Source organism: Paraburkholderia sp. J67 (genome assembly GCF_905220265.1).
Taxonomy (GTDB): domain Bacteria; phylum Pseudomonadota; class Gammaproteobacteria; order Burkholderiales; family Burkholderiaceae; genus Paraburkholderia.
Map to the genome: position 1 here is coordinate 16,226 of NZ_CAJMZK010000014.1, position 24,538 is coordinate 40,763.

Below are 24,538 nucleotides of genomic sequence, written 5' to 3' on the forward strand. Positions count from 1 at the left end.
TTGCGCGGTGCGCAACGAATCGACTGAACAAAGCCAGCACAAAACCAGGAAACCCTACTTCGGTCATGCCCGCTCCCGACCCGAGGACGCACGAAGATTACGATCGCCTCTATTACCGGCTCGATCTTGAGCCCGGGGCCAGTGCGGCTGAAATCAAGCAGAACTATCGACAGCTCGCCCAGATTTTTCATCCCGACAAATGGCGGCATCCAACTGCGGCATCGCTCCATTGGGCTGACGAACAGTTCAAGAAAATCAAGGAAGCGCGCGAGGTGCTGGAGGCTTATTGGGCCGTGCATCACGAGGCGCCAACGGTCGGCTCGGCGCTCAGCAACGCACAACGGCTGCGCGTGCGCGAGCAGTTGCGCGACCTGGAGGTGCGCCGCGAGCGCCTGTGCGGCGAACTGGACGGCTTGCAGCGCGACAAACTGCGCGCGCTGACCGAGATGGCGCGCATGCAAACCGAGCGCGAGCGCTTGATCGGTGAGATCGCGCGCCTGCGCGACGACGCCTCGCTTGAGCGCGCGGCGCATGCTGCGTGGCGCGAACGGGCTCAGGATGCCGACGATGCCGATGCCATGAGCGCGTCGGATGCGACCCTTGCGGCCCCCGCCGAACCGGATCCCGTCCCCGCCGATCGACACCCCATCCGCAATTTTTTCTTCGCACGTTTCGACGATCCATCGCGCGGCTGGCTGATGACGCTGAGCGGCACCGTGTTTGTCTTGATCGTTCTGTTCGTGGCGGCGCACCGGATCGTCTTCAGCGTCTTCGATGCGACGGGGTCCTGGCGCTGGCTGGCGGTGTTGCTGCAAACGCTGTTGATTAGTGCGGGCGCGGTGCTGGCGGGCGGATTTGCCTGGTCGCAGCGCGTTTTGCATCGCGCCGATCGTGCCGGGCGCGTGCATGGCGTTCCGCTTCCGGCACGCGAAACGTGGCAGCGCGTGACAGCGGCCGTGCGTGGCACGAACCGTCACGGTGCAACCTGGCAAATCGAAAACGGCGCGTTGATGCCCGGCGATGCCGGCTTCGCGTTACAGGCGGTCCTGCGTTATTCGACGAAGCCGCAAGGCGAGGGCGAAACGCACCAGGCGGTGACGTTCCGTTGCGACGCGCAGGCCGCGGGTGCGGGCGCAACGCGTGTCGCCTGGGACTTCGCCATCGAAGCGCCCACATGGTGGCTCGTGCCTGCCGCGAGGGTAGTGCGCGATCTGCGCCGCCGCCTTGAAGCGGATCTTTCTGGGCGAGTCTGAGCGCGCCGTCATTTCACCGTCGGGTCGCCCGGATTCATGCCGTCTGTTCAGACTGCGCGAACGGCTGAAAGAACCGGATGCTCAGAACACCTGACGAAACACCCAGTACAAGGCCGCCGATAGCGCGATCGAAGCGGGCAGCGTGAGCACCCACGCGAGCGCGAGATTGCGTACGGTCGACCACTGCAGGCCCGAGCCGTTGGCGGCCATAGTTCCGGCCACGCCCGAGGCCAGCACGTGCGTCGTGGAGACGGGCAGACCATAGAGGTCGGCCATGCCGATGGTGAGCATGGCCACGGCTTCGGCGGACGCGCCCTGGCCGTAGGTCAGGTGCTGCTTGCCGATTTTCTCGCCCACGGTCGTGACGATGCGCTTCCAGCCCACCATCGTGCCCAGGCCGAGTGCGATGGCGACGGCCACCTTCACCCAGGTGGGGATGAACTTGGTCGCATGGTCCATCTGCTTGCGGAAACTGTCGAGCGTCGCGGAATCGGCGCTGGAAAATGCGGGGCTTTGCGCCTTTTCCATCAGCCGGATCGCTTCGGAGGCGACGTACATGTTGTTGCGCACGTTATCGACGATCACTTGCGGCACCTGCGCCATCGAGCCAGACAAGCTCACCTGGTCCGCGATCGTGTCCGTGAGGGCACGCAGCGCGGGCAGCGTTGCCGGTTCGAGCCGGTGCGTGCGCACATAGGTCTCGACGGTAGCGCGTGGATTGTCGGGCGGCGTCCCGGGCGCGTAATGGACCAGCGTGATCGAAGCGGCGCGCGCGGCGGCGACGAAGGTTTCGGTTTCGCTCGGCGTGACCGCCTTGTTGAGTGCGTACGCGGTGGGCACCACGCCGATCAGGATCAGCATGATGAGGCCCATGCCCTTCTGGCCATCGTTGGAGCCGTGCGCGAACGACACGCCCGTACAGGTGCCGATCAGCAGTAGACGGATCCAGAAGGGCGGCGGCTTGTTGGGTTCGGGTTCGCGATACAGGCTGGGCTTGCGCACGAGGAATTTCAATGCGGTCAGCACGAGCGCGGAAAGGACGAAGCCCACCACGGGCGAGAACAGCAGCGCCTTGCCCACACCCGCAGCCTGAGCCCAGTCGACCCCGGACGTGCCCGACGGGCCGCTGATCCACTGGTTCATGATGCCCACGCCGATGATCGAGCCCACCAGCGTATGCGAACTCGACGAAGGCAGGCCGAGATACCAGGTGCCCAGATTCCAGATGATGGCGGCGATCAGCAGCGCGAACACCATCGCGAAGCCGGCGCTACTGCCCACCTGCAAAATCAGTTCGACGGGCAGCAGTTGCAGGATGCCGAACGCGACGGCGCCGCTCGACACCAGCACGCCCAGGAAATTCCACATGCCCGACCACACGACCGCCACGTGCGGTTCGAGCGAATTCGTGTAGATGACCGTCGCGACCGCATTGGCCGTGTCGTGAAAGCCATTCACGAACTCGAAGCCGAGCGCGATCAGCAGTGCGATGCCAAGCAAAACGAAAGGCAATGCTGAGCTTTCCTGCACGACGCGCAGATCGACGACGAGATGATCGATAACGTAGATCGCGCCGATCGCGATGACGAGGAAGAAGAGCGTGACGGCAAGACCGCGGCGGCGTGGCTGCACCGCGCTCAGGGGGGATAAGGGGATGTCCGGCATGTGGGTGCGCTGATGGTTGGGCTCGTGAGCCTCGTGCGCTGCGCCGTAAAAACATCACGCCAGCCGATGCCGTTTGCAAACGTCGCGGCATCGCGCGTGGAAAGAGGCGGGGCGCGTCGGACACGCCGGAATCGTGGCGGGCCGTTCGAGACGCAACAGTGTCGCACAACGCGCGACGTCACTGCATCAGAATGGCTGCTCCGCGATATGTCCCTGCGCCGCGGCGCCCGTTTTATAAGGCTGCCGCGGCTTTCGCGTCGGATTGTCACGGCCACACCTCGCCGGCGAGGTACGCCCCGCCTTCTACATCGAGCGCATCAGAACAGCAGCGCGATACCCGCCATGCCCACAAACTGCGAGCGCGTGCTCGACGGCGTGCTGTTCTGCGAGTCGCCCACGGACGGGCTCGCGTTCACGATATCGCCTGCACCGTTCGCGCCGAGCGTCTGGCCGCTCGCGTGCTGATAGCCCTGAAGCGCATAGAGCGAGGTGCGCTTGGAGAGGTGGTACGTCTCCTTCAGCGAGATCTGCTGATAGCGTGCGGCGTCGCTGATGCCATTCGCCTTCGAGGCCATCGTGTACGCATAGCCGCCGCCCACGTCGAACGACGGCGTGAAGCGGTAGAACGCGAGCGCGGCCCAGGTGTTGAACACGGCCGTATTCGCGAACAGCGACTTGCCGCCCGCCAGGTATTCGACGTTCGAATACGAGGCGCCCAGCACGAGGTTGCCGAGCGTGTAGTTGCCCGCCACCGCCACGTGCTGCACCGCGCGCGCCGAGACATAGCCCGTATTCAGCGACGATTTGCCGAAGCTCCCCGTCGAGGACGTATCGAAGCCAGTCGTGGTCTGCGCGTTGTCCATGCGCAGGTAGGCGGCCGCGAGCGAGACCGGGCCGTTGGCGTAACGCAGCGCGGCACTCCAGGTCTGGCCCTTGCCGGTGCTGCCCGCAATGCCGCCGAGCGCATACATCGCGCTCGCCTGCAGGCCGTACCACGTGGGCGAGGTGTAGATCGCGGAGTTGTTGATGCGTATCGTGGTGTCGAGGCCGTCGATATCGCCGGGGTGCGCGCCCGTCGCGCCGGTGAGCCAGTTGCTGCCCGTGAGCGGGCCGACGAACTGGTAGTACGGCGTGTACTGGCGGCCGAGCGTGAACGTGCCTACGCTCTTGTTCTGCAGGCCCGTGTAGGCCTGACGGTTGAAGAGTACGCCGCTCGATTGCAGTGCACCGGTGTTCGGATCGAAACCGTTCTGCAAATCGAAGATCGCGTAGGTGCCGCCGCCGAGATCTTCCTTGCCCTGCAGGCCGAATTTCGAAGCATAAACGTTACCCTGGCGCAGGTAGACGTTCGAGTGACCGTTCTGGTTGTTGACGTAGGTGATCGCGTCGTCGACCGCGCCGTAGAGCGTCACGCTGCTCTGGGCGAATGCCGGGGTGACGATCAGCGCGGCGCTTGCCGCCACGAAAATGCCGGGGCCGAAGCCAGTCTTCTTCATCGTTTGCGTCTCCAATAAAAGGCAGGATTGCTTATTGTTTTAAATCGACCCGCACAAAATGGACGGGCTGCGCCGCCAGGGCGGCGCGGGGTCTCCGGTGGGATGCGGCCTTCTTTGCGAAGGCTCGCTTTTTAAATTTATTGCTTCAGATACAGCTCATTCGGCCTGCTCGCGCGCTGACCGGGCGCGTTGACGGGCCTGCGCGGCCAGACGCACGGCGGCGTTCGGCGCGCCGTAGCCGTCGTAGCCGCCACGCCGTTCGACCAGTTCGACGAAGAAGCGCTGATCGAGCGTTTCCGTATAGGCGTGCAGGAATTCGCCGCCTTTCTCGTCGCGGTCATAGAGCAGGTTGTGCTCGCGCAGTGCGTCGAGGAAGTCGGCCGGCATCGCGAAGCGCGCTTCGAGATCGTCGTAATAGTTCGCGGGCACGCGCAGCAGCGGCACGCCCGCGGCTTCGAATTCCGTCACGGCGCGGAAGATATCGCCCGTGCTGAACGCCACGTGATTCAGGCCCGTGCCGTGATACGCGCGCACGGTTTCCGCCGCGGCCGTGTGCTGGTCGACCGACGCATTGAGCACCACGCGCAGGCCACGGTCCGCGCTGAAGAGCGCGCGGCTGCGCACGAGACCGTAAGGGTCCGGCACCAGCACAGCGGCGCTCGCCTGCAGACCGAACACCGATTTCAGGAACAGGACCCATGAATCGAACGAACCGGCGGGCAGCGACAGACTCACGTGATCGATGCCGGTGATCGGGCCGACCTCGGTGGGACCGTCGACGTCGGTGAGCACGAAGTCGGCTTCGAACAGCGTCGGCTTGCCGGGCTCTTCGTTCACGAAGTAGTTAAGACTGCCGTCCGGCGCCTGCACGGCCGGCACCACGCGCTCATTGGGACCGACGCGGCCCGAGAACGGCTGATAGCCGAAACCTGCCGCGCGTTCGAGCGCGCCGCGCGCATCGTCCACGCGCAACGCGGAGGCGCACAGCGACAGGCCGTGGCGCTGGAAGAAGGCGTCGGCGAACGAATCGGGCTCGGCGTTCAGCACGATGGCTGCCGTGCCGTGCTGATAGAGCGTGACGTCCTTCGAGCGATGCTGGCCCGCGCGGCGGAAGTGGAGCTTGTCGAGCAGATCGGCCACATCCTTGCGCGTATCGTCGTTGACGGCGAATTCGAGGAATTGCCACTGCGTATGCGCGGGCGCGGCGGGCGGGGTGTAGAGCGTCGCGCCCGCCTTGCTGCCTTCCTTCGCCAGTTCCTCGTGCGTGAGTTCTTCGAGCAGCAGGAGCGAGCGATGGCCGTCGGCCGCGGTGGCGGCAGGCGGCGCGCCACGGAAACCGTCATTGAAGATTTCGAGCGAAAGCGGACCCTGATAGCCGCTCTTGACCACTTGCGCCGTGAAATCCGCGAGCGCGAAGTCGCCCTGGCCGGGGAAGCAGCGGTAGTGGCGGCTCCATTCGAGCACGTCCATCTGCATTTTCGGCGCGTCGGCGATCTGCACGAAACCGATGCGATCGCCCGGGATCGACGCGATCGCGTCGGGCGTATCGTCGAGCGAGAGCGTGTGGAAGCTGTCGAGCGCGAGCGTGAGATTCGGGTGATTCACGGCGTTCACGAGGTTCCACGCCTGACGGTAGGTGCGCACGTGGCGGCCCCAGGCCAGCGCTTCGTAGCAGGTCACGACGCCCGCGGCGCCCGCGGCCTGCGCGAGCTGGCCGAGCTGGTCGATGGCGAGCGCCTCGTCGCCGAGCGAATCGGGCGAGACATTGCTGCACACCAGCAAACGATCCGTGCCCAGTTCGTGCATCACGTCGAACTTGCGCTTGACGCGCTCGACGTTGCGCGCGAGGCGCTCGGCGCTCACGCCCTCGAAGTCGCGGAACGGCTGGTACAGCACGATCGCGAGCCCGAGATCGGCCGCCATGCGGCGCACATCGGCGGGCGTGCCGTCGAAATAGAGCAGGTCGTTTTCAAAGATCTCGACGCCCGTGAAGCCGGCGGCGCTGATCGCGGCGAGCTTTTCCGCGAGCGTGCCGCTGATCGAGACGGTCGCGATCGAACGGCTGAGAGGGGCGAGGGCTGGGGCTTGGGGCGACTTGGACATGGCGTGGCGCGGCAGCGGCAATAACGTTAAGCATAGAACCTGTGGCACCGGGCGGGGACGGCCCTCACCGCAGGATTGTCGCAAGGATAATAAAACTAACTAGTTAGTACAAATTCTGGGAAACCCCAGGTGACCAGCGGGCGCGGGCGGGGCACACTGGCGGCCATGCGTCGGGTGAGCGCATTGGCCGCATGGACTCATGCCGGTCGAATGTGCGCAAACACCGCGCCTGTCGAGACGTCGTAGTGGAGCGTGTAATGCAATTGCCGTCGGTACTGGTCCTCAATGGACCCAATCTGAATCTGTTGGGAACGCGGGAACCCGCGGTATATGGGTCCGAAACATTGGACGATGTGGCGCGCATGTGCCGCGAAGCGGGGCAGCGACTGAACCTCGAAATCGATTTTCGTCAGTCGAACGCGGAGCATCAGCTGATCGACTGGCTGCATGAAAGCCGCACCACGGTGGACGGCATCGTCATCAATCCGGCGGCTTACACGCATACCTCGGTCGCACTGGCGGATGCGCTTTCGGCCATCGCCAAGCCGGTCATCGAGGTGCATATTTCGAATGTGCACCAGCGCGAAGCGTTTCGCCATCACTCGTTCGTCTCGGCGGTCGCGTCGGGGATCATCGTGGGCTGCGGCACCCAGGGCTATGTGCTCGCGCTCGAGCGCATGGCTACGCTGCTGGCGAAATCGTCGGCTGGTTCGTCGGTAAAAAAGGGGGCGTAATGAGCACGCAGAACACCACACTGAAGCCCCGCTCGTTCCTGTGCGGACTGATCGGCAAGGGCATTGGCGGCTCGCTCACGCCCGCGATGCATGAGAAGGAAGGGCGCGAACTCGGCTACAACTATGTGTACCGCCGCCTCGACCTGGATCCGCTTGGTCTCACGCCCGAAGACCTGCCCGAACTGCTGCTCACGGCGCAGCGCGCGGGTTTCGACGGCCTGAACATCACCTATCCGTGCAAGCAGGCCGTGATTCCCCTGCTCGACGAACTCTCCGACGATGCGCGCGCGCTCGGCGCCGTCAACACGGTGCTATTCCGTGATGGCAAGCGCATCGGCCACAACACCGACTGGTCCGGTTTCGCCACGGCGTTCAAGCGCGGCCTGCCTGACGTTTCGCTCGAAGCGGTCGTGCAACTGGGCGCGGGCGGCGCGGGCGCCGCGGTCGCGCATGCGGCCTTGCAGATGGGCGCGCGCGCGCTCACGCTGTTCGACGTCGATGCGGATCGCGCCGCTGCGCTGGCCGCCGAATTGCAGGCGCGCTTCCCGGCGGCTCGCGTGAGCGCGGGCACGAGCGCCACGCTCGAAGCGACGCTCGCCGCCGCGACGGGCCTGATTCATTGCACGCCCACCGGCATGGCCAAGCTGCCCGGCCTGCCGCTGCCCGCCGAGTATCTGCACGCGGGCCTGTGGGTGGCGGACATCGTCTATTTCCCGATCCGCACGGCGCTGCTCGAAGCCGCCGAGGCGCGCGGCTGCCGCACGCTCAGCGGCGGCGGCATGGCGGTGTACCAGGCAGTGGACGCGTTCCGGCTGTTCACGGGCCTGGAGCCCGATGCCGAACGCATGTACGCGCATTTGCAGGCCATGCTGGCGCAGGACGCCAGCCAATAACAACGAGCACCGGGCGCTCAACCAGCCTTTACGTGCACATTCAGGTTCAGGAGACAGACATGGCACCACCCGTATCCACCGGGCGCGACGCGCCGGGCATGGCCGCCGCACCGGCCGAAGGCGCGCTGCGGCGCTCGAAGGCGCGCTACCGCATCCTCGGTCTGCTCGCCATCGGCACGATGATCAACTACCTGGACCGCACGGTGCTCGGCATTGCCGCGCCGCAGTTGACCAAGGAGCTGGGCATCAACGCGGCGCTGATGGGCCTCGTGTTCTCGGCGTTCTCGTGGAGCTACGTGGTCGCGCAGATTCCGGGCGGCGTGTTTCTCGACCGCTTCGGCAGCAAGGTCACCTATTTCCTGTCGATGACGCTCTGGTCGCTGTGCACGCTGGTGCAGGGCTTCATCGGCAGTGTGGGCGCGCTGTTCGCTTGCCGCCTCGGGCTGGGCGCGGCCGAATCGCCGTGCTTCCCGACCAATAGCCGCGTGGTGGCGACCTGGTTCCCGCAGCACGAGCGCGCCTTCGCGACCGGCACTTACACGGTGGGCGAGTACATTGGCCTTGCGTTCTTCAGCCCGTTCCTGTTCGCGCTGATGGGCGCTTACGGCTGGCGCTCGCTGTTCTACGTGGTGGGCGGCGTGGGCATCGTGTTCGGCTTCGTCTGGTGGGCGTTCTATCGCGAGCCGCACGATCACCCGGCGGCCAACCGCGCGGAACTCGACTATATCGAGGCGGGCGGCGGCCTCGCGAAGCAAGAGCGTAAGGCGGAAGCGTCGGCCAAGGACGGCAAGCAGGACGCCAAGGGCGGCTTCGACTGGCGCATGGCCGGCAAGCTGCTGCGCAAGCGCCAGCTCGCGGGCATCTGCCTCGGCCAGTTCGCCGGTAATTCGACGCTGGTGTTCTTCCTGACCTGGTTCCCGACGTACCTGGCCACCGAGCGCCACATGGGCTGGCTCAAGATCGGCTTCTTCGCGATCATGCCGTTCATCGCGGCTTCGGTGGGCGTGATGTTCGGCGGCACGTTCTCGGACTGGATGCTGCGTCGTGGCATCTCCGCCAACGTGGCGCGCAAGCTGCCGATCATCGCCGGGCTGCTGCTCGCGTCGACGATCATTCTCGCCAACTTCGTCGAGAGCAACGTGGCGGTGATCGCGATCCTGTCGGTGGCGTTCTTCGCCCAGGGCATGGCCGCACTCGGCTGGACGCTGGTCTCGGATATCGCACCGGCCGGCATGCTCGGTCTCACGGGCGGGATCTTCAACCTGGCCGCCAATCTGGCGGGCATCATCACGCCGCTGGTCGTCGGCATGATCGTGGGCGCGACGGGTTCGTTCGTCTGGGCGCTGGCCTTTATCGGCACGATTGCGCTGGTGGGCGCCGCGTCCTACATCTTCATCGTGGGCGACATCAAGCGCATCGAGCTTTGATGCGCGGATGAACCGAAGGCGAGCCGGCGAAAGCCGGTTCGCCGCCTCTGCCGATCCCGTGCGCGCGCTTCCCCGGCCCGGCGGGCACGGCAAGGCCCGGTAAGGGCCATGCTAGAATCGGCCGCACCCCTCCTTATTCACGGTCCACAGAATTATTATGGCAAGACCGGCGGCCGCGGCCGAACACAACGATGCTCAATCCGAAAGCCGGCGCAAGTACGATCCGGAGCAGACCAAACGCAATATCCTCGAAGTGGCGACTGCCGAGTTCTCGGCGATGGGTCTCGCCGGTGCGCGTGTCGACGCGATCGCCGAGCGCACCAACACCACCAAGCGCATGCTCTATTACTACTTCGGCAGCAAGGAAGGGCTGTACGAAGCGGTGCTCGACAAGGTCTACGGTGACATCCGGGCGCTGGAGCAGGACCTGCATATCGACGAACTCGATCCTGACGACGGCCTCAAGCGCCTCGTCGAATTCACCTTCGACTATCACGACCGCCATCGCGACTTCGTGCGTCTCGTGACGATCGAGAACATCCACGGCGCGAAGTACATCGAGCGGCTCAAGACCTTCCGCAACCGCAATGCCAGCGTGATCCGCACGATCGAAGATCTGCTCGCGCGCGGCGTGAGCGCCGGCGTGTTCCGCGACGACATCGATCCCATCGACCTGCACTTGCTGATCAGCTCGATGTGTTTTCATCGCGTGGGCAACCGCCATACCTTCGGGGCGGCGTTCGGGCGCGATCCTTCGCATCCGCGTCTGCGCGCGCGTCACCGCGAGATGGTCGTGGACGCCGTGACGCGCTTCGTGCGCAAGACGGCCTGAATGCGCTCAAGCCTGTCTGGCCGGGAAAACCGGCCGCACAGGCGGGGCAGTTGGGGGGCGACGTGCCGCGCCCGGTTATCGGCACGCGGCGCGTCTACCACATCCCCGACTTCCCTCATCCCATAAAAGTGCGCAAACGCATTACACTACGGCCCGGAAGCCCGCATGCGCGGGCCTTGCCCGCGCCGTCCGCCCGCTCGCGTCTCCTGCACCGGCTTCAATTGATCTGAAACCGGTCTGACATCGTTGCGCGCGTCCGGCGCCGGCTCACGCCAACCGGATAAGCCCACGCGCAATGAGCACCGCCATGCCCCGTTCCGGTTCAACCGGACTGCCCCGTCAGACCCAGGGTCGCTACACACTCGGTACGCGCATCGTCCTTAGCTTCGGCCTGCTGTTCGTGCTGATGCTCGCGACGGCCGCGATTTCCTGGGAGCGCCTGCGCGCCATCGACGACGAAGCCTTGAGCCTCACGCGCGACTCCGTGCCGGGCCTGTTCTACTCGACCTCGATGCGCGCCGCCGCGAACCAGACCTATAGCCTCGTGGAGCGCGCGGCTTTCGTCGAGCCCGATGCAGCAGGCATATCGCGCGTGCTCGGTCAACTGCCCGCCGCGATGAGCGAGGTCGAGCAAAACGTCTCGCATTACGAAGCCTCTGTGTTCGATGACGGCGACCGCGCGCGCTTCCAGCATTTTCGCGACGCCTACGCGCGCTTCCAGCCGCAACTGATGACGGTGGTGCACGACCTGCCGGCCCAGCGCAGCGACGCGCAGGCCGCCTTCCTGCAACTCGACGCCTCGTGGCGCGACGTGGTCACGGCCGCCAACACGCTCGTCGAAGCCAATCGCACCCAGGCCGACGACTCCGCGCAAACCATCCGCAGCTCGGTCACGGGTACGGAAATCACGCTCGCGAGCGCGCTCGGCATTGTCCTGCTGGCCGCGCTGGTGACGGGCTACCTGCTGCATCGCGCGATCACGCGGCCGATGGCGCGCCTCGTCGAAGTGCACGATGCCATGCGCATGGGCAATCTCGCGCAGCGCCTCGAACTGGGCCGTCGCGACGAATTCGGCGTGCTGGAAGACGGCTTCAACCGCATGAGCGACGAACTGGCGAGTCTCGTCGCCCAGGCGCAAAAGTCGTCGCTGCAGGTGACGACTTCGGTGGCGGAAGTGGCCGCCACGTCGAAGGAGCAGCAAGCCACGGCCAGCGAGACGGCGGCGACCACGACCGAGATCGGCGCGACCTCGCGCGAGATCTTCGCGACGGCGCGCGACCTCGTGCGCACGATGGGCGAAGTGGCGACCGTGGCCGAGCAGTCGGCGGGTCTCGCGACCACCAGCCAGAGCGGCCTCACGCACATGGAAGACACCATGCGCAGCGTGATGGAGGCGGCGGGCTCGGTGAACGCGAAACTGGCGATCCTCAACGAGAAGGCCGTGAGCATCAACCAGGTCGTGGCGACCATCACCAAGGTCGCGGACCAGACCAACCTGCTGTCGCTGAACGCCGCCATCGAGGCGGAAAAAGCCGGCGAGTACGGCCGCGGCTTCGCCGTGGTGGCGACCGAAATCCGCCGCCTCGCCGATCAGACGGCCGTGGCGACCTACGACATCGAGCAGACCGTCAAGGAAATCCAGTCGGCCGTGTCGGCGGGCGTGATGGGCATGGACAAGTTCGCCGAGGAAGTGCGTCGCGGCATGCACGACGTCCAGGCGGTGGGCGCGCAACTTTCGCAAATCATCGGCGCGGTGCAGACGCTCGCGCCGCGCTTCCAGGTGGTCAACGACGGCATGCAGGCCCAGGCCACCAGCGCCGAGCAGATCACCCAGGCGCTCACGCAACTCTCCGAAGCCGCGCAGCAGACGGCCGAGTCGCTGCGTCAGTCGTCGCAGGCCATCGACAATCTCACGCTCGTGGCCAACGAACTGCGTACGGGCGTCTCGCGTTTCAGGATCGAGGCGTGATGCGCTCGTCGCGTTGCCTGGGTCCGGTCTTTCTCTGAACGGAGCGTTCATGCTCTTTCTCGTGTTCGAGCTGGATGGCGAACGCTACGCGCTCGATGCGCGCGAGATCGTGCGCGTGCTGCCGCTGCAGCCAGTGCGCGCGTTCGCGGGCACGCCGCCATTCATTGCGGGCGTGATCGACCACGAAGGCGCGCCAGTGCCGGTGGTCGACGTGGCGCAGCTCGCGCTCGGACGGCCCGCGCATGCGCTGATGTCCACGCGGCTCGTGCTGGTGAACGACCGGCCGACGTCGGCAGCGGAGTCGGGCGCGCCGCCGCGCCGGCTCGCGCTGCTGCTCGAATGCGCGACGCGCACCCAGAGCTTCGCGCCCGAGGATTTCGCCGAAGGCGGCATCGCCACGCCCGAGGCACGCTGGCTCGGCCCCGTGGCGCGCGACGCGCACGGTTTCGTGCAATGGGTGAAGGCCGATCAGTTGCTCGACGCGCGTGTGCGCGCGCTGCTGTTTCCCGATCCGCCCACCTGGCAGCGCGACGAAGCGGCATCGATTAGCCCCTCGCCGACGGAGCGCGCGCCATGAACGACGCGCGCTTCGCGGCCTGGCTGCTGGAAGAGACCGGCATCGACGCCGAATCGCTCGGCGCGCAGGCGCTCGCGCGTGCCGTAGCCTTGCGAGCGGCCGCGACCGTCGCTGTGGATCTGGCGAACGGCGCCGCGCTGACCGCGCTCTCCGAGGCCGAGCGCGAGGCCTACTGGACGCTGCTGACGACCACCGCCGCCGAACGCCAGGCGCTGATCGACGCGCTCGTCGTGCCGGAGACCTGGTTCTTCCGCGAGCGCGAAGCCTTTGCGGCGCTCGCGCGTGGCGGCATGGAACGGCTCGTGCGGCATCCGGGCGACGTGCTGCGCGTATTGAGCGTGCCGTGCTCGACCGGCGAAGAGCCGTATTCGGCGGCGATGGCGCTGCTCGACGCGGGCTTCACCCACGAGCAATTCGGCATCGACGCGATCGACATCAGTTCGGTCTCGATCGAGGCGGCCGCGCGCGGCGTCTATGGCCGCAACGCGTTTCGCGGCGACTCGCTGGCGTTTCGCGAGCGCTACTTCCATGCGCGCCCGGAAGGCTGGCAACTTGCCGACACCGTGCGCCGCGCCGTGCATTTCGAGCGCGCGAACCTGTTCGACTGGCTCGCCGCGCATCCCGTGCGTTACGACTTCATCTTTTGCCGCAACGTGCTGATCTATTTCGACCGTCAGGCCCAGGACCGCGCGATCGGTCTGCTGCGCTCGCGCCTGGCCGAGGGCGGCATGATCTTCGTCGGGCCCGCGGAGACGGGGCTGATGATGCGTCATGAATTTGCCTCGGCGCAGATTCCGCTCGCGTTCGGCTTTCGCTGGACGGGGGGCGAGGGCGCTTATGCCGCCGATCCACTGACCTCCTCGCTGAGGCCCGCGCGCGCCGTCCAGGCGGCTACGCCGCAAAGCGCGCCATCCGCCGCATTGAGACCGCTTCATGCCGCGCCGCCCGCGCGCGCTGCCGATCCGTTTGCCACGCACGCGGCGACTGCGATGCCCACGACGCGGGGCGCGGCCCGCGCGCATATTGGCAATGGCGGCAATGGCGGCACGCCGCCCGCATCGCGCCCGGCAACGCCGTTCGCCGCGCCGGCATTCGCGGCAAGCAGCGCGAACGCCGTGCCGCCAACGCCGCATGCTCCCACGCTCGCCGAAGCCCGTCGTCTTGCCGATGCCGGGTCGCTCGACGCGGCCGCCCGCGCTGCCGCTCAGCACGCGCAGACCGCGCCCGACGACGCCGAGGTCTGGTATCTGCTCGGCCTGATCGCCGACGCCCAGGGCGAAGCCGCGCTCGCGCTCGGCCACTACCGCAAGGTGCTGTATCTGGAGCCGGGCCATTACGAGGCGCTCACGCATCTGGCCGCGTTGCTCGAAGTGCAGGGCGATGCCGATGGCGCACGCCGCCTGATGCGCCGCGCCGAACGTGCGTCGCAGCGCAGCCCGGGAGGCCCGAATGCTTGAGTCGAAGCTTGAGCCGAACGTGCCGCTCGACGTCACGAACGCCCACGCCGTCCCGCGCGACGACTGCTGGAACCGCATCGGCACACGTGGCGACAACTCGTGCGAACGCCTCACGCAGTACGTGCGCTGCCTCAATTGCCCCGTGTTCGAGCAGGCGGCCGCGCGCATGCTCGACCGCCCGGCGCAGCGCACCGTCGGCCCGCAAGCTGAACAGGCGTCGGCCGCGCAGTCCAATGGCGCACAGAATCACGCCAGCGCGCGCCGCGAAGGCTCGCTCGTGTTCCGGGTCGGCGCGGAATGGCTCGCGCTGCCGGCTTCGGCGCTGCGCTACGTGGGCGAGGCGCGCCCGATCCACTCGCTGCCGCACCGGCGCAGCGCCGCCGTGCTCGGCGTCGTGAACGTGCGCGGCGTGCTCACGCTCGCCGCTTCGCTTGCCGAGTTGCTGCATATCGAACCTGTCGCGCCCGCGGCATCGACTGCTGCGCTCACGGGCGCGCGCCTCGCCACGCCGCGCCTGCTCGTGACCGAGTGGGACGGCGAGACGACGGCGTTTCCCGTCGACGACGTCGAAGGCGTGGCGTATTTCGGCGCCGACGAACTCTTGCCCGCACCCGCCACGCTCGCCCATGCCGCGGGCCGTAACGTGCGCGGCGTATTGACCTGGCGCGGCCGCTCGGTGGGCGTGCTCGAATCCGATGCGCTGTTCGGCGCACTGACCCGGAGCCTGCGATGAGCGACGACGAACTGAGCCGCCGCTCGCTGCTCGACCTGTTCCGCGAGGAAGCGCAGACGCAGACGCGCACGCTCGCGGCGGGCCTGCTCGCCCTGGAGGCGACGCCGAAGGACGCGGCCACGCTCGAAGCCTGCATGCGCGCGACGCACTCGCTCAAAGGGGCGGCGCGCATCGTCGGGCTGCCCGAGGCCGTGGACGTGGCGAGCGCGATGGAGGATTGCTTCGTCGCCGCCCAGCACGATGAGCTGACGGTCGATGCAGGGCGCATTGATGCGCTGCTGGTTGGCATCGACCTGTTAATGGCGGCGGGCGATGCCTCCGCGCCGCCGCTCGCGCGCGAGGTGGTGGATGCGTTCGTCGCGCGGCTGGAAAGTGGCGGACAGGTGCCGGCCACGAATGCGTCTGTAGCGGAGCCTCCCGTTGCGCCCGCAGCGCCCGTCGATGCCGAAGCGCTGTTGGCGGCGAGCATCGCGAGTCTGCAAGCCGCTGCGCCGACACCCGCGCTCGTCACTGAGGAAACGGCGCAGGAGCCCGCAGAGGAAGCGACGCAGACGCTGCCCGCCACCGCCGAGCCATCGCCCGCGCGCGCGCCAGCCGCGCAGCCTGGCGCGGCACGCGCGACCCGTGACAGCGACCGCATGCTGCGCGTGCGCGCGGGCACGCTCGACCGCCTGCTCGGTCTCGCGGGTGAGTCGCTGGTGGAGTCGCGCCGCATGCGTCCGTTCGCCAACGGCCTGCTGCGGGTGCGCCGCGCCCAGGGCGATGTCCTCGCCGCGCTCGGCCATTTCAACGAACGTCACGGCGATACGCTGGGCGCGGAGGCGCAGGCGGCGCTCGCAGCGATCCGCGAGCAACTCTCGGCGCTCGGCAATCAACTGGCCGAGCGTTTCGACGATCTCGACCGCATCGACCGGCGCGGCACGCAACTCGCGCAGCGCCTCTACGACTCGGCCCTGCAATGCCGCATGCGTCCATTCAGTGAGATGACGCATACCTATCCGCGTATCGTGCGCGACCTGGGGCGCTCGCTCGGCAAGCGCGTGCGCTTCGTCATCGAAGGCGAGAGCACGCAGGTGGATCGCGACATCCTCGAAATGCTCGACGCGCCGCTCGGTCACCTGCTGCGCAATGCGCTCGACCACGGCATCGAAGACGCCGATACGCGCCGCCTGCTCGGCAAGCCCGAAGAAGCGACGCTCACGCTCGAAGCGCGTCATAGCGCGGGCAAGCTGCTGATCGCCGTGGCCGACGATGGCGCGGGCGTCGATCTGGGCGCGCTCAAGCGTGCGATCGTGGCGCGCGGCCTCGCGCAGGCCGATGCGGTCGAAACGATGTCCGAGCCCGAGTTGCTGGACTTCCTGCTGCTGCCGGGCTTCTCGATGCGCGAACGCGTGACCGATGTGTCCGGACGCGGCGTGGGTCTCGACGCCGTGCAGAATTTCGCCAAGGCCGTGCGCGGCACGGTGCGTATCGAGAGCGCGGCGGGGCGCGGCACGCGCTTCGTGCTGCAATTGCCGCTCACGCTGTCCGTGGTGCGCAGCCTGATCGTCGATGTCGCCGGCGAGGCGTACGCGTTCCCGCTCGCGCACGTGCGGCGCGCGCTGCGCGTGCCACGCGAGTCCATCGAAATGCTCGAAGGCCAGCAGCACATCGTCCACGAAGGACGGCCGATCGGGCTCGTCACCGCGCGCCAGTTGCTGGGCGCGAGCGGGGCGGTCACGGCCACCGCTTCGGGCGACGTGAGCGTCGTGCTGGTGAGCGACGGCACGGGCCACGACGCGGCGCCCTATGGTATCGCCGTCGATGGCTTCGCGGGCGAGCGCACGCTGGCGGTGCAGCCGCTCGATGCGCGCCTCGGCAAGGTGCGCAACGTGGCCGCGGCCGCGCTGCTCGAAGACGGCACGGTGACGCTGATCGTCGATGTCGAAGATCTCGCCGCCTCGGTCGCGCGGCTCGTGCGCGACGGGCAGCTCGCGGGCGTGACGCGCGGCGCCGACACCGCCGCGCGCGAACGCAAGCGCATTCTCGTGGTCGAGGATTCCTTGACCGTGCGCGAGCTGGAGCGCAAGCTGCTCGAAAAACGCGGCTATGCCGTAACGGTCGCGGTCGATGGGATGGACGGCTGGAACACGCTGCGCAACGGCCAGTTCGACCTCGTCATCACCGACGTGGACATGCCGCGCATGGATGGCATCGAACTCGTCACGATGATTCGCAACGACCCGCATCAGCGCAATGTGCCGGTAATGATCGTCTCGTACAAGGACCGCGAGGACGACCGCCGGCGCGGCCTCGACGCCGGTGCGGACTACTATCTGACCAAGGGCAGCTTCCACGACGAAGCGCTGCTCGACGCCGTACACGACCTGATCGGAGAGGCGACCTGATGAACATCGGTATCGCGAACGACATGCCCCTTGCCGTCGAGGCGCTGCGCCATGCCATCGCGGCGCGGCCAGGGCATCGCGTGTTGTGGGTGGCCGCCGACGGCGAGCAGGCCGTCGACTTCTGCGCGGCCCAGCAGCCCGACGTGATCCTCATGGATCTCGTGATGCCGAAGATCGACGGGGTGGAGGCCACGCGGCGCATCATGGCGCGCTCGCCGTGTCCGATCCTGATCGTCACGAGCAGCGTGGGCGCCAACGCCTGGCGCGTCTACGAGGCGATGGGCGCGGGCGCGCTCGATGCCGTCGACACCCCCACGCTCGCAGGTCCGGACGCGCGCAGCACGATGGATCTGCTGCTCGCCAAGATCGACCAGATCGGCCGCGTGAACGGCGTGACCGAAGCCGCGCGTGCGAGCGCCACGTTCGCGACCGGGGGCGGTGTTAGCACGCCGCTCGTGGCGATCGGTTCCTCGGCGGGCGGCCCGACCGCGCTCGCCACCGTGCTGGGCAGCCTGCCCGCCGGCCTGAACGCGGGCATCGTGATCGTGCAGCACGTGGATCAGTCGTTCGCCGTCGGCATGGCCGACTGGCTCGACGGCCAGACGCCGCTCAAGGTGCGCATCGCTCGCGAAGGCGAGCGGCCGGTGCCCGGCGAGGCGCTGCTGGCGGCGACCAACGATCACCTGCGCATGACAGCGAACGGCAAGCTGGCTTACACTCGCGAGCCTGCCGAGACGCCCTACCGTCCGTCCGTGGACACCTTCTTTCATAGCGTGGTCGAGAACTGGACGGGCGAGGCCATTGGCGTGCTGCTCACGGGCATGGGGCGCGACGGCGCGATCGGCCTGAAGGCGATGCGCGCGAAGGGGTACTACACGATTGCGCAGGACGAGGCGACGAGCGCCGTGTACGGCATGCCGAAGGCGGCTGCGGCGCTGGGCGCCGCGCGCGCGATCCTGCCGCTGCCCGTTATCGCTGGCGAACTGGTGAGCCGTCTGGGCGCGCCGCGCGCGGCCTGAGGCATGCGCCGAACGATACGAGAGTGATTGCCCGACCGGGTGCTTGAGAGCGCGCCCGTGCCGCACGCACCGATACTGTATAGACTAACGCGACCGACATCATGACCGAGAAGCCGAACCATTCACCCGTGCCGGAAGGCGCGCTGACCGAAGACGGGCCCGACGAGGCTTCGCTCGAAGGCGCGCTCGCGGCCGTGCGCACCGCGCTCGAGCAGCCTTTGCCCGGCGCTGCGGACGTGCCGATGATGGTGCTGCTGGTGGACGACCAGGCGATTGTCGCCGAGGCCGTGCGGCGCGCGCTGTCGAGCGAGCGCGAGATCGACTTTCACTACTGCTCGCATCCCGAGCAGGCCGTGCGCATGGCCGAGCAGGTGCGCCCGACCGTGATCCTGCAAGACCTCGTGATGCCCGGCACCGACGGCCTCACGCTGGTGCGCGCCTATCGCGCCAACGACGCCACGCGCGACGTGCCCATCATCGTGCTGTCGACCAAGGAGGAACCCGCGATCAAGAGCGCGGCCTTTGCGGCTGGCGCAAACGATTACCTCGTCAAGCTGCCCGACAGCATCGAGCTGATCGCGCGAGTTAGATATCATTCGCGATCCTATGTAAGCATGCTCCAGCGCGACGAGGCCTATCGCGCGTTGCGCCGCTCGCAGCAGGAACTGCTCCGGGCGAACCTGGAACTGCGCCGCCTCACGCATTCGGACGGCCTCACGGGCCTGTCGAACCGCCGCTATCTCGACGAGTTTCTCAGCGCGGAATGGCGTCGCGGACAGCGCGAGAACACCGAAGTCTCGATGCTGATGATCGACGTCGATTACTTCAAGCCCTATAACGACACCTACGGCCACGTGGCGGGCGACAACGTGCTGCGCTCGGTGGCGACCACGATCCGCCGCGAGGTGAACCAGCCGCGCGATCTGGTGGCGCGCTTTGGCGGCGAGGAATTCGCTGTCGTGCTGCCGGGTGCGGGCAGCGCGTTCGCGCGCCTGCTGGCCGAGAAGATGCGTCGCGACGTGGCGGCGCTGCAATTGCCGCACGTCGGGTCGGCGGTCAGTGAACATCTGACGATCAGCGTGGGCGTGGCGACGCTCACGCCATCGGTCGGCCTCGCGGAAACGGCGCTCATCGAGGAAGCCGACGCCGCGCTCTATCGCGCCAAGCGCGAAGGGCGCAACCGCGTGGCGTTCTCGACCGAAGTGACGGTGCGCAGCTAGGCCCACGCTCCCGCCCTCAAAAATCTTCCTGCTCCTGCGGGAATAAGCGCGCCGCGCGCGCGTTAGCCCATCGTCCCCATTTATTCACGCGACGATCATGGTTCCGCAGGGGCCGCACGAGCAGCGGCCGGTTTCCGAGGCCGATATTCAGGCCTACACTGACGGCTCGCTGTCCGGCGAGCGGGCCACGCGCGTGCGCGGTTATCTGGCGCGCCGACCTGGCGAGTGGCACCGGATCCTGTTCTATCGGCGGCTCAATGCGCAGATGCGGCGCTCGTTCGGCGAAGCTGCGCTGGCGGGCGATGTGCCTGCGCTCACGCGTGTTCGCACGCCTGCACGGGGGCCGCGACGCTGGCTGCTTGCCTTGGCCGGAGCGCTCGCGCTGGTGGCTGCGTCGCTCGCGTGGCTGGCCGCATCGGAACCCAGTCCCCAGGCGCTCAACAACGCGGCCGTCATGGCGTTGATGGAGGCGGGCGGCGGCGCGCAGCCCATGCCAGGGGAGTCCGGCGCGTCCGATACGCTCGCCGATGCGCTCGTGCCCGGCACGCCCGCCGCACTCGCTGCACCCGCCACCGCACCTGCGCCGTTCGATCTGCGCGCCGTGGGCCTGCGCTTCGTGGCCTCGGGCACGATGGAACTCGGCCCGTTCGCGCGTGCGCAGCGCTGGCTCTACGTGAACGCCGACGGCCAGCCGGTCGTGCTGCTCGCCTCGCGCGCCTGGTTTGCGCGCGCGGCGCCGCAGTGGAGCGCGCGCCGCGTGGGCGAGCTGCGGCTGATCGGCTGGATCGGGCGCGGCGAGCGCTGGGTGCTGGCGGGCAACGCGCGCACGCATGGCCTCATGCGTGCGGCCGACGCGGCGACCCAACAACTGGAAGCGCGGCAGGAAACGTCCGGGGACGCGTTGAATCCGGCGATGAGAGGGCAGACAAGGATGGAACATGGACATCCGTGACGAGCTGATCGAACACGTCCCGCGCCTGAGGCGTTACGCCCGCGCGCTGATCAACAACCGCGAACTGGCCGACGATCTCGTGCAGGACACGCTCGAACGCGCGCTCGCGCGCACCGAGCTGTTCCGCGCGGGCACCGATCTGCGCGCCTGGCTCTTCACGATCATGCACAACCTGTTCGTGAATCAGGTGCGCAAGTCGGCGGCGCGTGGCACGCATGTGTCCGTAGACGACGAAAGCGTGCCCGAGACCGACTACGCGGTGCCCGCGACCCAGACAGGTGGGCTGGAAGTGCGCGATCTCGACTACGCGCTGCAACGGCTGCCGGTCGAGCAGCGCGAGGTCGTGCTGCTGGTGGGCCTGGAAGAAATGAGTTACGCCGATGTGGCGCTGGCACTCGACGTGCCGATCGGCACCGTCATGTCGAGACTGTCGAGGGGACGTGAGCGCCTGCGCGCGCTCATGGCCGGAACCGTCCCGCGTGCGAACCTGAAGGTGGTGCGATGAGCGAGCAACAACATCCCGTGACCGAAGACGAGATCCACGCCTACGTGGACGGCACGCTTTCCGAAGCGCGCCGCGCCGATGTCGAGCGCGAACTCGAACGCCATCCCGAACTCGCGGTGCGCACGAGCGATTTTTTCTCGCTGAACAGCCTGCTGCACGAACGCTACGACCGCGTGCTAAGCGAGCCGGTGCCCGCGCGCCTGCGTGCGGCGGTGTCGGCATCCGCCGATGGTGCCGAAGGTGCGGGCCCGGCGGTGGGACCCGTCAAGGGCCACGCACGCCCGGCGGCCAACTGGACGAAGTTCGCGAGTCTCGCGGCGACGCTGGTGCTGGGCGTGGGGATCGGCTGGGGCACGCACTATGGCGCGGATCTCATGAATGGCGCGTCGGGCACTGTGGCGCGCGGCGATCTGCGCCCGGTGAGCGCCGACCCGACGATGAATTTCGTGCACGAGGCGGCGCTCGCCCACGTGGTCTATATGCCCGAGGTCGAACGGCCGGACACGATGGACGCGCGCCGTGAGCAGGATTTCGTGCAGTGGCTGGCGAACCGGCTTGGCACCGACGTGCATCCGCCCATGCTGTCGAAAAGCGGTTTCGAGCTGGTGGGCGGACGCCTGCTGCCCGGCCCGGACGGCGACGTCGCGCAGTTCATGTATCACAACGCACAAGGCGAGCGCGTGACGCTCTGCATCTCGCATCGCAAGGTCAGCAGCAACACCACGGCGTTCAAGCTCTACGAGGACGGCCCGGTGAGCGTGTTCTACTGGATCGACGGCGACTTCGGTTATGCGCTTTCGGGCGGCATCGATCGCAAGGTGCTGTTGCAGTTGTCGCACGATGTCTATGCGCAACTGACTGCGCGTTGATCTTTGGTTGAGCGTGCAACGGTACGCTCAGCCGTCGCTTCGCATGCCAACGCCGAAACCCCGCTCGTTATGAGCAGGGTTTCGGCGTTGCACGCTTAAGCGGCGGCATCAGCCTCCCGTGTAAATATTGCAGTAGCTAACCGGCCCGACGCAGGCGGCGCGCGGCGCGCCCGACTCGCTCGTGCCGGCCACGGGCATGCCCATGCCGCTCGTTTCGTGCGCGGGTGCGCTGTGCGCGACCTGTTGCGCGAACACCGGGCTCACGTCGGGATAGGAGGCGTCGGTGACGAAGCGCGAACCGTTGGCTTCGGCCTCGATCAGCTGCTGGCGCACTTGCTCGCGGGTGAGACCTTGGGCCGATGCACTCGTGACGGCGCCCACGGATGCAGCGGCGACGAGCGTGGCGATCAATACGCGGCGGATAGACATTTGGAACTCCTTATCAGATGGTGTGGTCTTGCGGCTGGCGTCGATTGAACCGGGTCTTGATGATCGGGTTCGTTTCGACGCGGCCTGCATGGATAAGAACGCACCAGCCTGGGAGTTATTCCGCGCGGCTTTGTATCGGGTTTGTATCTGCACAGCGCGATCTGGCCCGCTGCCCTTGCGGGCCAGATCGTTACTGCAGTTTCACATCGACGAAACTGCGCGCGTTATTGCGCTGGATGAGCAGCGCCATGCTGCGCGTCGCCTTCGATTCGAGCGCCATCGCCTGTTCGTGCGTTTCGATCAGCGTGTCGTTGAGCGACAGCACGATATCGCCGGGCTTCACGCCCGCGCGCGCGGCGGCGCCGGTCGACGCGTCCACCATCAGGCCGAGCGGCAAGCCGCTCGAACGGCGTTCGTCCTCGCTCAGCGCGTGCGTGACGAGGCCTAGCCGGTCCGCCACGCTGTGCGCCCTGGTGGCTTTCGTGGTGGTGCTTACGCGCGTCATGCCGCCGCCTTCATTGGCCGGCGCGGCGGCCGTCTCGGCTGTGACGGTGGCGACGGCTCGCGCGTCCTGCCCGTCGGCGGCGGAACTGGGCGCATCGGCGGCGTCCGCCGGGTCGCTTTGGTCGGTCGCCGGGGCGGCCGGCGCGGCGTGTGCCGCCTTGGCGGATTTGGCCGGGACCGCCTTGGTGGCCTTGGCGTCGAGGGTCGCGTTCGAGAAGCGCGTAAGCATCGGCCGGCGGTTGCGGATCAGCTTGAGCGGCGTCTGCGTGGCGGGCGGCACGGCCGCGAGCTGGGTGGCGAGCGTGGCCGCGCCGTCCACCGGTTCCTTGCCGACCTGCACGATCACGTCGCCTGCCTTCACGCCCGCTGCCTCGCCGATCGAGTTGGCATCCACGGTATCGACGAGCGCGCCGCCCGCACGCGGCAGACCGAGCGCCGCCGCGATCCCGGGACTCACGTCCTCGACCTGCATGCCGAAAATGCGCGTCGGCGCGGGCGCCGCCGCCGTGTTACCCGCCGCGTCGGCCTGATCGTCCTGATTCGCGGGCCCGGTCTTGCGCGCCGCCTGCAATTGCGCACGGAACTTGTTGGCCGCCTCGATCGGAATGCCGAAGGTCAGACCGTTGTAGCGGTCGGCGTAGACCTGCACGTCGATGCCGATCACCTCGCCTGCGCGATTGAAGAGCGGGCCGCCGGAGTTGTCGGGGTTCACGGCCACGTTGGTCTGGAAGAACGGGAACGCGTTGCCGTCCGGCAGCGTGCGCGAGGCCGCGCTGACGATGCCCGTCGTCACCGTGTTCTGGAAGCTGTCCGGCGCACCGAGCGAGAGCACCGGTTCGCCCGCCCGCAGCTTCGACGAATCGCCAAGCTTCACGCTCGGCAGATCGTGCGCGTCGACCTGTAGCACGGCGACATCGCTTTGCGGATCGACGGCGACGACTTCGGCCTTGAACTCGCGCTTGTCGGTCAACTGGACGATCACTTCCTGGGCGTTGTCGACCACGTGAGCCGTGGTCAGCACGACGCCATCCGGGCTCACGATGAAACCGGAGCCGCCGCCCGTCATCACGCGCGGCTCGTTCGTGCTCTGGCCTGGGCTCTGGCTGTCCATCGGAGGTCGGGGCGCGCGCTTGAAGAAGGCGAAGAACGGATCGTCGTTGTCGACGGCTTCCTGCTCGGGCGGCGCCGTCTGGTTGTCGGCGCCGCGTGCGATCACGTGCACGACGGCCGGGCCGTAACGGTCAGCCAGCGAAAAGAAGTCCGGTGTTGCCATTGCCGAAGCATTGGCGGGGGCGGGAGGATGCTTTCCCGTGGCCGGTTTTTCTGCGGCCGGTGCGGCGGCCGCCGGCTGGTCGGCGACGGCGTCGTCGGACGCCTGGGAGGGCGTGGCGGCGTGGGTGGTGAGGCAGAAGGTGCCGACGATTAGCACGGCAAGCGCGGCGGCGGGGCGCGAGGTGCAGGCGGGGAACAGACGGGGCACAGCACACCTCCAGTAGTCATCGTGCCGGCGAGCG

At 67.5% G+C, this 24,538-nt stretch carries 20 protein-coding genes; 15 read left to right on the forward strand and 5 right to left on the reverse strand.

Features of this window, described 5'->3' with window-relative positions:
* Positions 1-65: 65 nt before the first annotated feature.
* On the forward strand, positions 66-1,253 hold the full coding sequence (locus tag U5782_RS23575) for a J domain-containing protein (protein ID WP_322046294.1): 1,188 nt from the start codon (positions 66-68) through the stop codon (positions 1,251-1,253).
* An 81-nt stretch (positions 1,254-1,334) separates the two neighbouring features.
* On the opposite strand, the gene U5782_RS23580 is transcribed toward U5782_RS23575, so the two are convergent.
* The 3 genes from U5782_RS23580 to U5782_RS23590 form a co-directional block, all read right to left on the reverse strand.
* Entirely contained in the window at positions 1,335-2,918 is a 1,584-nt protein-coding gene (locus U5782_RS23580) for an inorganic phosphate transporter (RefSeq protein WP_322046295.1), read from the reverse strand.
* Positions 2,919-3,235: 317 nt separating this feature from the next.
* On the reverse strand, positions 3,236-4,414 hold the full coding sequence (locus tag U5782_RS23585) for a porin (RefSeq protein WP_322046296.1): 1,179 nt from the start codon (positions 4,412-4,414) through the stop codon (positions 3,236-3,238).
* Positions 4,415-4,570: 156 nt separating this feature from the next.
* Entirely contained in the window at positions 4,571-6,517 is a 1,947-nt protein-coding gene (locus U5782_RS23590; protein ID WP_322046297.1) for a bifunctional sugar phosphate isomerase/epimerase/4-hydroxyphenylpyruvate dioxygenase family protein, read from the reverse strand.
* 257 nt (positions 6,518-6,774) lie between these two features.
* Between U5782_RS23590 and aroQ the strand changes: the two genes are divergently transcribed.
* From aroQ to U5782_RS23660, 14 genes are all read left to right on the forward strand, one after another.
* Positions 6,775-7,251, forward strand: a complete 477-nt coding sequence (gene aroQ, locus U5782_RS23595) for a type II 3-dehydroquinate dehydratase (protein WP_322046298.1) — start codon at positions 6,775-6,777, stop codon at positions 7,249-7,251.
* Positions 7,251-8,144, forward strand: coding sequence for a shikimate dehydrogenase (locus tag U5782_RS23600; RefSeq protein ID WP_322046299.1), 894 nt, complete (start codon positions 7,251-7,253; stop codon positions 8,142-8,144). The genes aroQ and U5782_RS23600 overlap by 1 nt, the downstream gene beginning before the upstream one ends.
* A gap of 98 nt (positions 8,145-8,242) precedes the next feature.
* Complete coding sequence (locus tag U5782_RS23605; RefSeq protein WP_322046425.1) at positions 8,243-9,571, forward strand: MFS transporter; 1,329 nt, start codon at positions 8,243-8,245, stop codon at positions 9,569-9,571.
* A gap of 157 nt (positions 9,572-9,728) precedes the next feature.
* Positions 9,729-10,403, forward strand: a complete 675-nt coding sequence (locus tag U5782_RS23610) for a TetR/AcrR family transcriptional regulator (RefSeq protein ID WP_322046300.1) — start codon at positions 9,729-9,731, stop codon at positions 10,401-10,403.
* Between the two features lie 295 nt (positions 10,404-10,698).
* Complete coding sequence (locus U5782_RS23615) at positions 10,699-12,372, forward strand: methyl-accepting chemotaxis protein (RefSeq protein ID WP_322046301.1); 1,674 nt, start codon at positions 10,699-10,701, stop codon at positions 12,370-12,372.
* Positions 12,373-12,421: 49 nt separating this feature from the next.
* Entirely contained in the window at positions 12,422-12,949 is a 528-nt protein-coding gene (locus U5782_RS23620; RefSeq protein ID WP_322046302.1) for a chemotaxis protein CheW, read from the forward strand.
* Positions 12,946-14,406, forward strand: a complete 1,461-nt coding sequence (locus tag U5782_RS23625; RefSeq protein WP_322046303.1) for a CheR family methyltransferase — start codon at positions 12,946-12,948, stop codon at positions 14,404-14,406. Before U5782_RS23620 ends, U5782_RS23625 begins: the two co-directional genes overlap by 4 nt.
* Positions 14,399-15,139, forward strand: coding sequence for a chemotaxis protein CheW (locus tag U5782_RS23630; protein ID WP_322046304.1), 741 nt, complete (start codon positions 14,399-14,401; stop codon positions 15,137-15,139). The genes U5782_RS23625 and U5782_RS23630 overlap by 8 nt, the downstream gene beginning before the upstream one ends.
* Positions 15,136-17,526 carry a hybrid sensor histidine kinase/response regulator gene (locus U5782_RS23635; protein ID WP_322046305.1) on the forward strand — a complete coding sequence of 797 codons (2,391 nt, stop codon included), beginning with the start codon at positions 15,136-15,138 and terminating at the stop codon, positions 17,524-17,526. Before U5782_RS23630 ends, U5782_RS23635 begins: the two co-directional genes overlap by 4 nt.
* Positions 17,526-18,545: a chemotaxis response regulator protein-glutamate methylesterase gene (locus U5782_RS23640; RefSeq protein ID WP_322046306.1), complete on the forward strand. Its 1,020-nt coding sequence runs from the start codon at positions 17,526-17,528 to the stop codon at positions 18,543-18,545. The genes U5782_RS23635 and U5782_RS23640 overlap by 1 nt, the downstream gene beginning before the upstream one ends.
* Before the next feature lie 101 nt (positions 18,546-18,646).
* Complete coding sequence (locus U5782_RS23645) at positions 18,647-19,765, forward strand: diguanylate cyclase (protein WP_415914396.1); 1,119 nt, start codon at positions 18,647-18,649, stop codon at positions 19,763-19,765.
* 97 nt (positions 19,766-19,862) lie between these two features.
* Positions 19,863-20,717, forward strand: coding sequence for a transcriptional regulator (locus U5782_RS23650; RefSeq protein WP_322046307.1), 855 nt, complete (start codon positions 19,863-19,865; stop codon positions 20,715-20,717).
* Positions 20,704-21,222 carry a sigma-70 family RNA polymerase sigma factor gene (locus U5782_RS23655; RefSeq protein ID WP_322046308.1) on the forward strand — a complete coding sequence of 173 codons (519 nt, stop codon included), beginning with the start codon at positions 20,704-20,706 and terminating at the stop codon, positions 21,220-21,222. The genes U5782_RS23650 and U5782_RS23655 overlap by 14 nt, the downstream gene beginning before the upstream one ends.
* Positions 21,219-22,091 (forward strand): anti-sigma factor, encoded by an 873-nt coding sequence (locus tag U5782_RS23660; RefSeq protein ID WP_322046309.1) that lies wholly within the window; start codon positions 21,219-21,221, stop codon positions 22,089-22,091. The genes U5782_RS23655 and U5782_RS23660 overlap by 4 nt, the downstream gene beginning before the upstream one ends.
* Positions 22,092-22,199: 108 nt before the next feature.
* On the opposite strand, the gene U5782_RS23665 is transcribed toward U5782_RS23660, so the two are convergent.
* Complete coding sequence (locus U5782_RS23665) at positions 22,200-22,520, reverse strand: DUF4148 domain-containing protein (protein WP_322046310.1); 321 nt, start codon at positions 22,518-22,520, stop codon at positions 22,200-22,202.
* 190 nt (positions 22,521-22,710) lie between these two features.
* Entirely contained in the window at positions 22,711-24,504 is a 1,794-nt protein-coding gene (locus tag U5782_RS23670) for a trypsin-like peptidase domain-containing protein (RefSeq protein WP_322046311.1), read from the reverse strand.
* Positions 24,505-24,538: the final 34 nt, after the last annotated feature.

Bases quoted from the DNA above. Each gene is read 5' to 3' on its own strand.
- U5782_RS23655 (WP_322046308.1), top strand. From the start codon at position 20,704: ATGGACATCCGTGACGAGCTGATCGAACACGTCCCGCGCCTGAGGCGT.
- U5782_RS23640 (WP_322046306.1), top strand. From the start codon at position 17,526: ATGAACATCGGTATCGCGAACGACATGCCCCTTGCCGTCGAGGCGCTG.
- U5782_RS23635 (WP_322046305.1), top strand. From the start codon at position 15,136: ATGAGCGACGACGAACTGAGCCGCCGCTCGCTGCTCGACCTGTTCCGC.
- U5782_RS23630 (WP_322046304.1), top strand. From the start codon at position 14,399: ATGCTTGAGTCGAAGCTTGAGCCGAACGTGCCGCTCGACGTCACGAAC.
- U5782_RS23660 (WP_322046309.1), top strand. From the start codon at position 21,219: ATGAGCGAGCAACAACATCCCGTGACCGAAGACGAGATCCACGCCTAC.
- U5782_RS23575 (WP_322046294.1), top strand. From the start codon at position 66: ATGCCCGCTCCCGACCCGAGGACGCACGAAGATTACGATCGCCTCTAT.
- U5782_RS23585 (WP_322046296.1), bottom strand. From the start codon at position 4,414: ATGAAGAAGACTGGCTTCGGCCCCGGCATTTTCGTGGCGGCAAGCGCC.
- U5782_RS23625 (WP_322046303.1), top strand. From the start codon at position 12,946: ATGAACGACGCGCGCTTCGCGGCCTGGCTGCTGGAAGAGACCGGCATC.
- U5782_RS23600 (WP_322046299.1), top strand. From the start codon at position 7,251: ATGAGCACGCAGAACACCACACTGAAGCCCCGCTCGTTCCTGTGCGGA.
- U5782_RS23620 (WP_322046302.1), top strand. From the start codon at position 12,422: ATGCTCTTTCTCGTGTTCGAGCTGGATGGCGAACGCTACGCGCTCGAT.
- U5782_RS23605 (WP_322046425.1), top strand. From the start codon at position 8,243: ATGGCCGCCGCACCGGCCGAAGGCGCGCTGCGGCGCTCGAAGGCGCGC.
- U5782_RS23580 (WP_322046295.1), bottom strand. From the start codon at position 2,918: ATGCCGGACATCCCCTTATCCCCCCTGAGCGCGGTGCAGCCACGCCGC.
- U5782_RS23590 (WP_322046297.1), bottom strand. From the start codon at position 6,517: ATGTCCAAGTCGCCCCAAGCCCCAGCCCTCGCCCCTCTCAGCCGTTCG.
- U5782_RS23650 (WP_322046307.1), top strand. From the start codon at position 19,863: ATGGTTCCGCAGGGGCCGCACGAGCAGCGGCCGGTTTCCGAGGCCGAT.
- U5782_RS23645 (WP_415914396.1), top strand. From the start codon at position 18,647: ATGACCGAGAAGCCGAACCATTCACCCGTGCCGGAAGGCGCGCTGACC.
- U5782_RS23665 (WP_322046310.1), bottom strand. From the start codon at position 22,520: ATGTCTATCCGCCGCGTATTGATCGCCACGCTCGTCGCCGCTGCATCC.
- U5782_RS23610 (WP_322046300.1), top strand. From the start codon at position 9,729: ATGGCAAGACCGGCGGCCGCGGCCGAACACAACGATGCTCAATCCGAA.
- aroQ (WP_322046298.1), top strand. From the start codon at position 6,775: ATGCAATTGCCGTCGGTACTGGTCCTCAATGGACCCAATCTGAATCTG.
- U5782_RS23615 (WP_322046301.1), top strand. From the start codon at position 10,699: ATGAGCACCGCCATGCCCCGTTCCGGTTCAACCGGACTGCCCCGTCAG.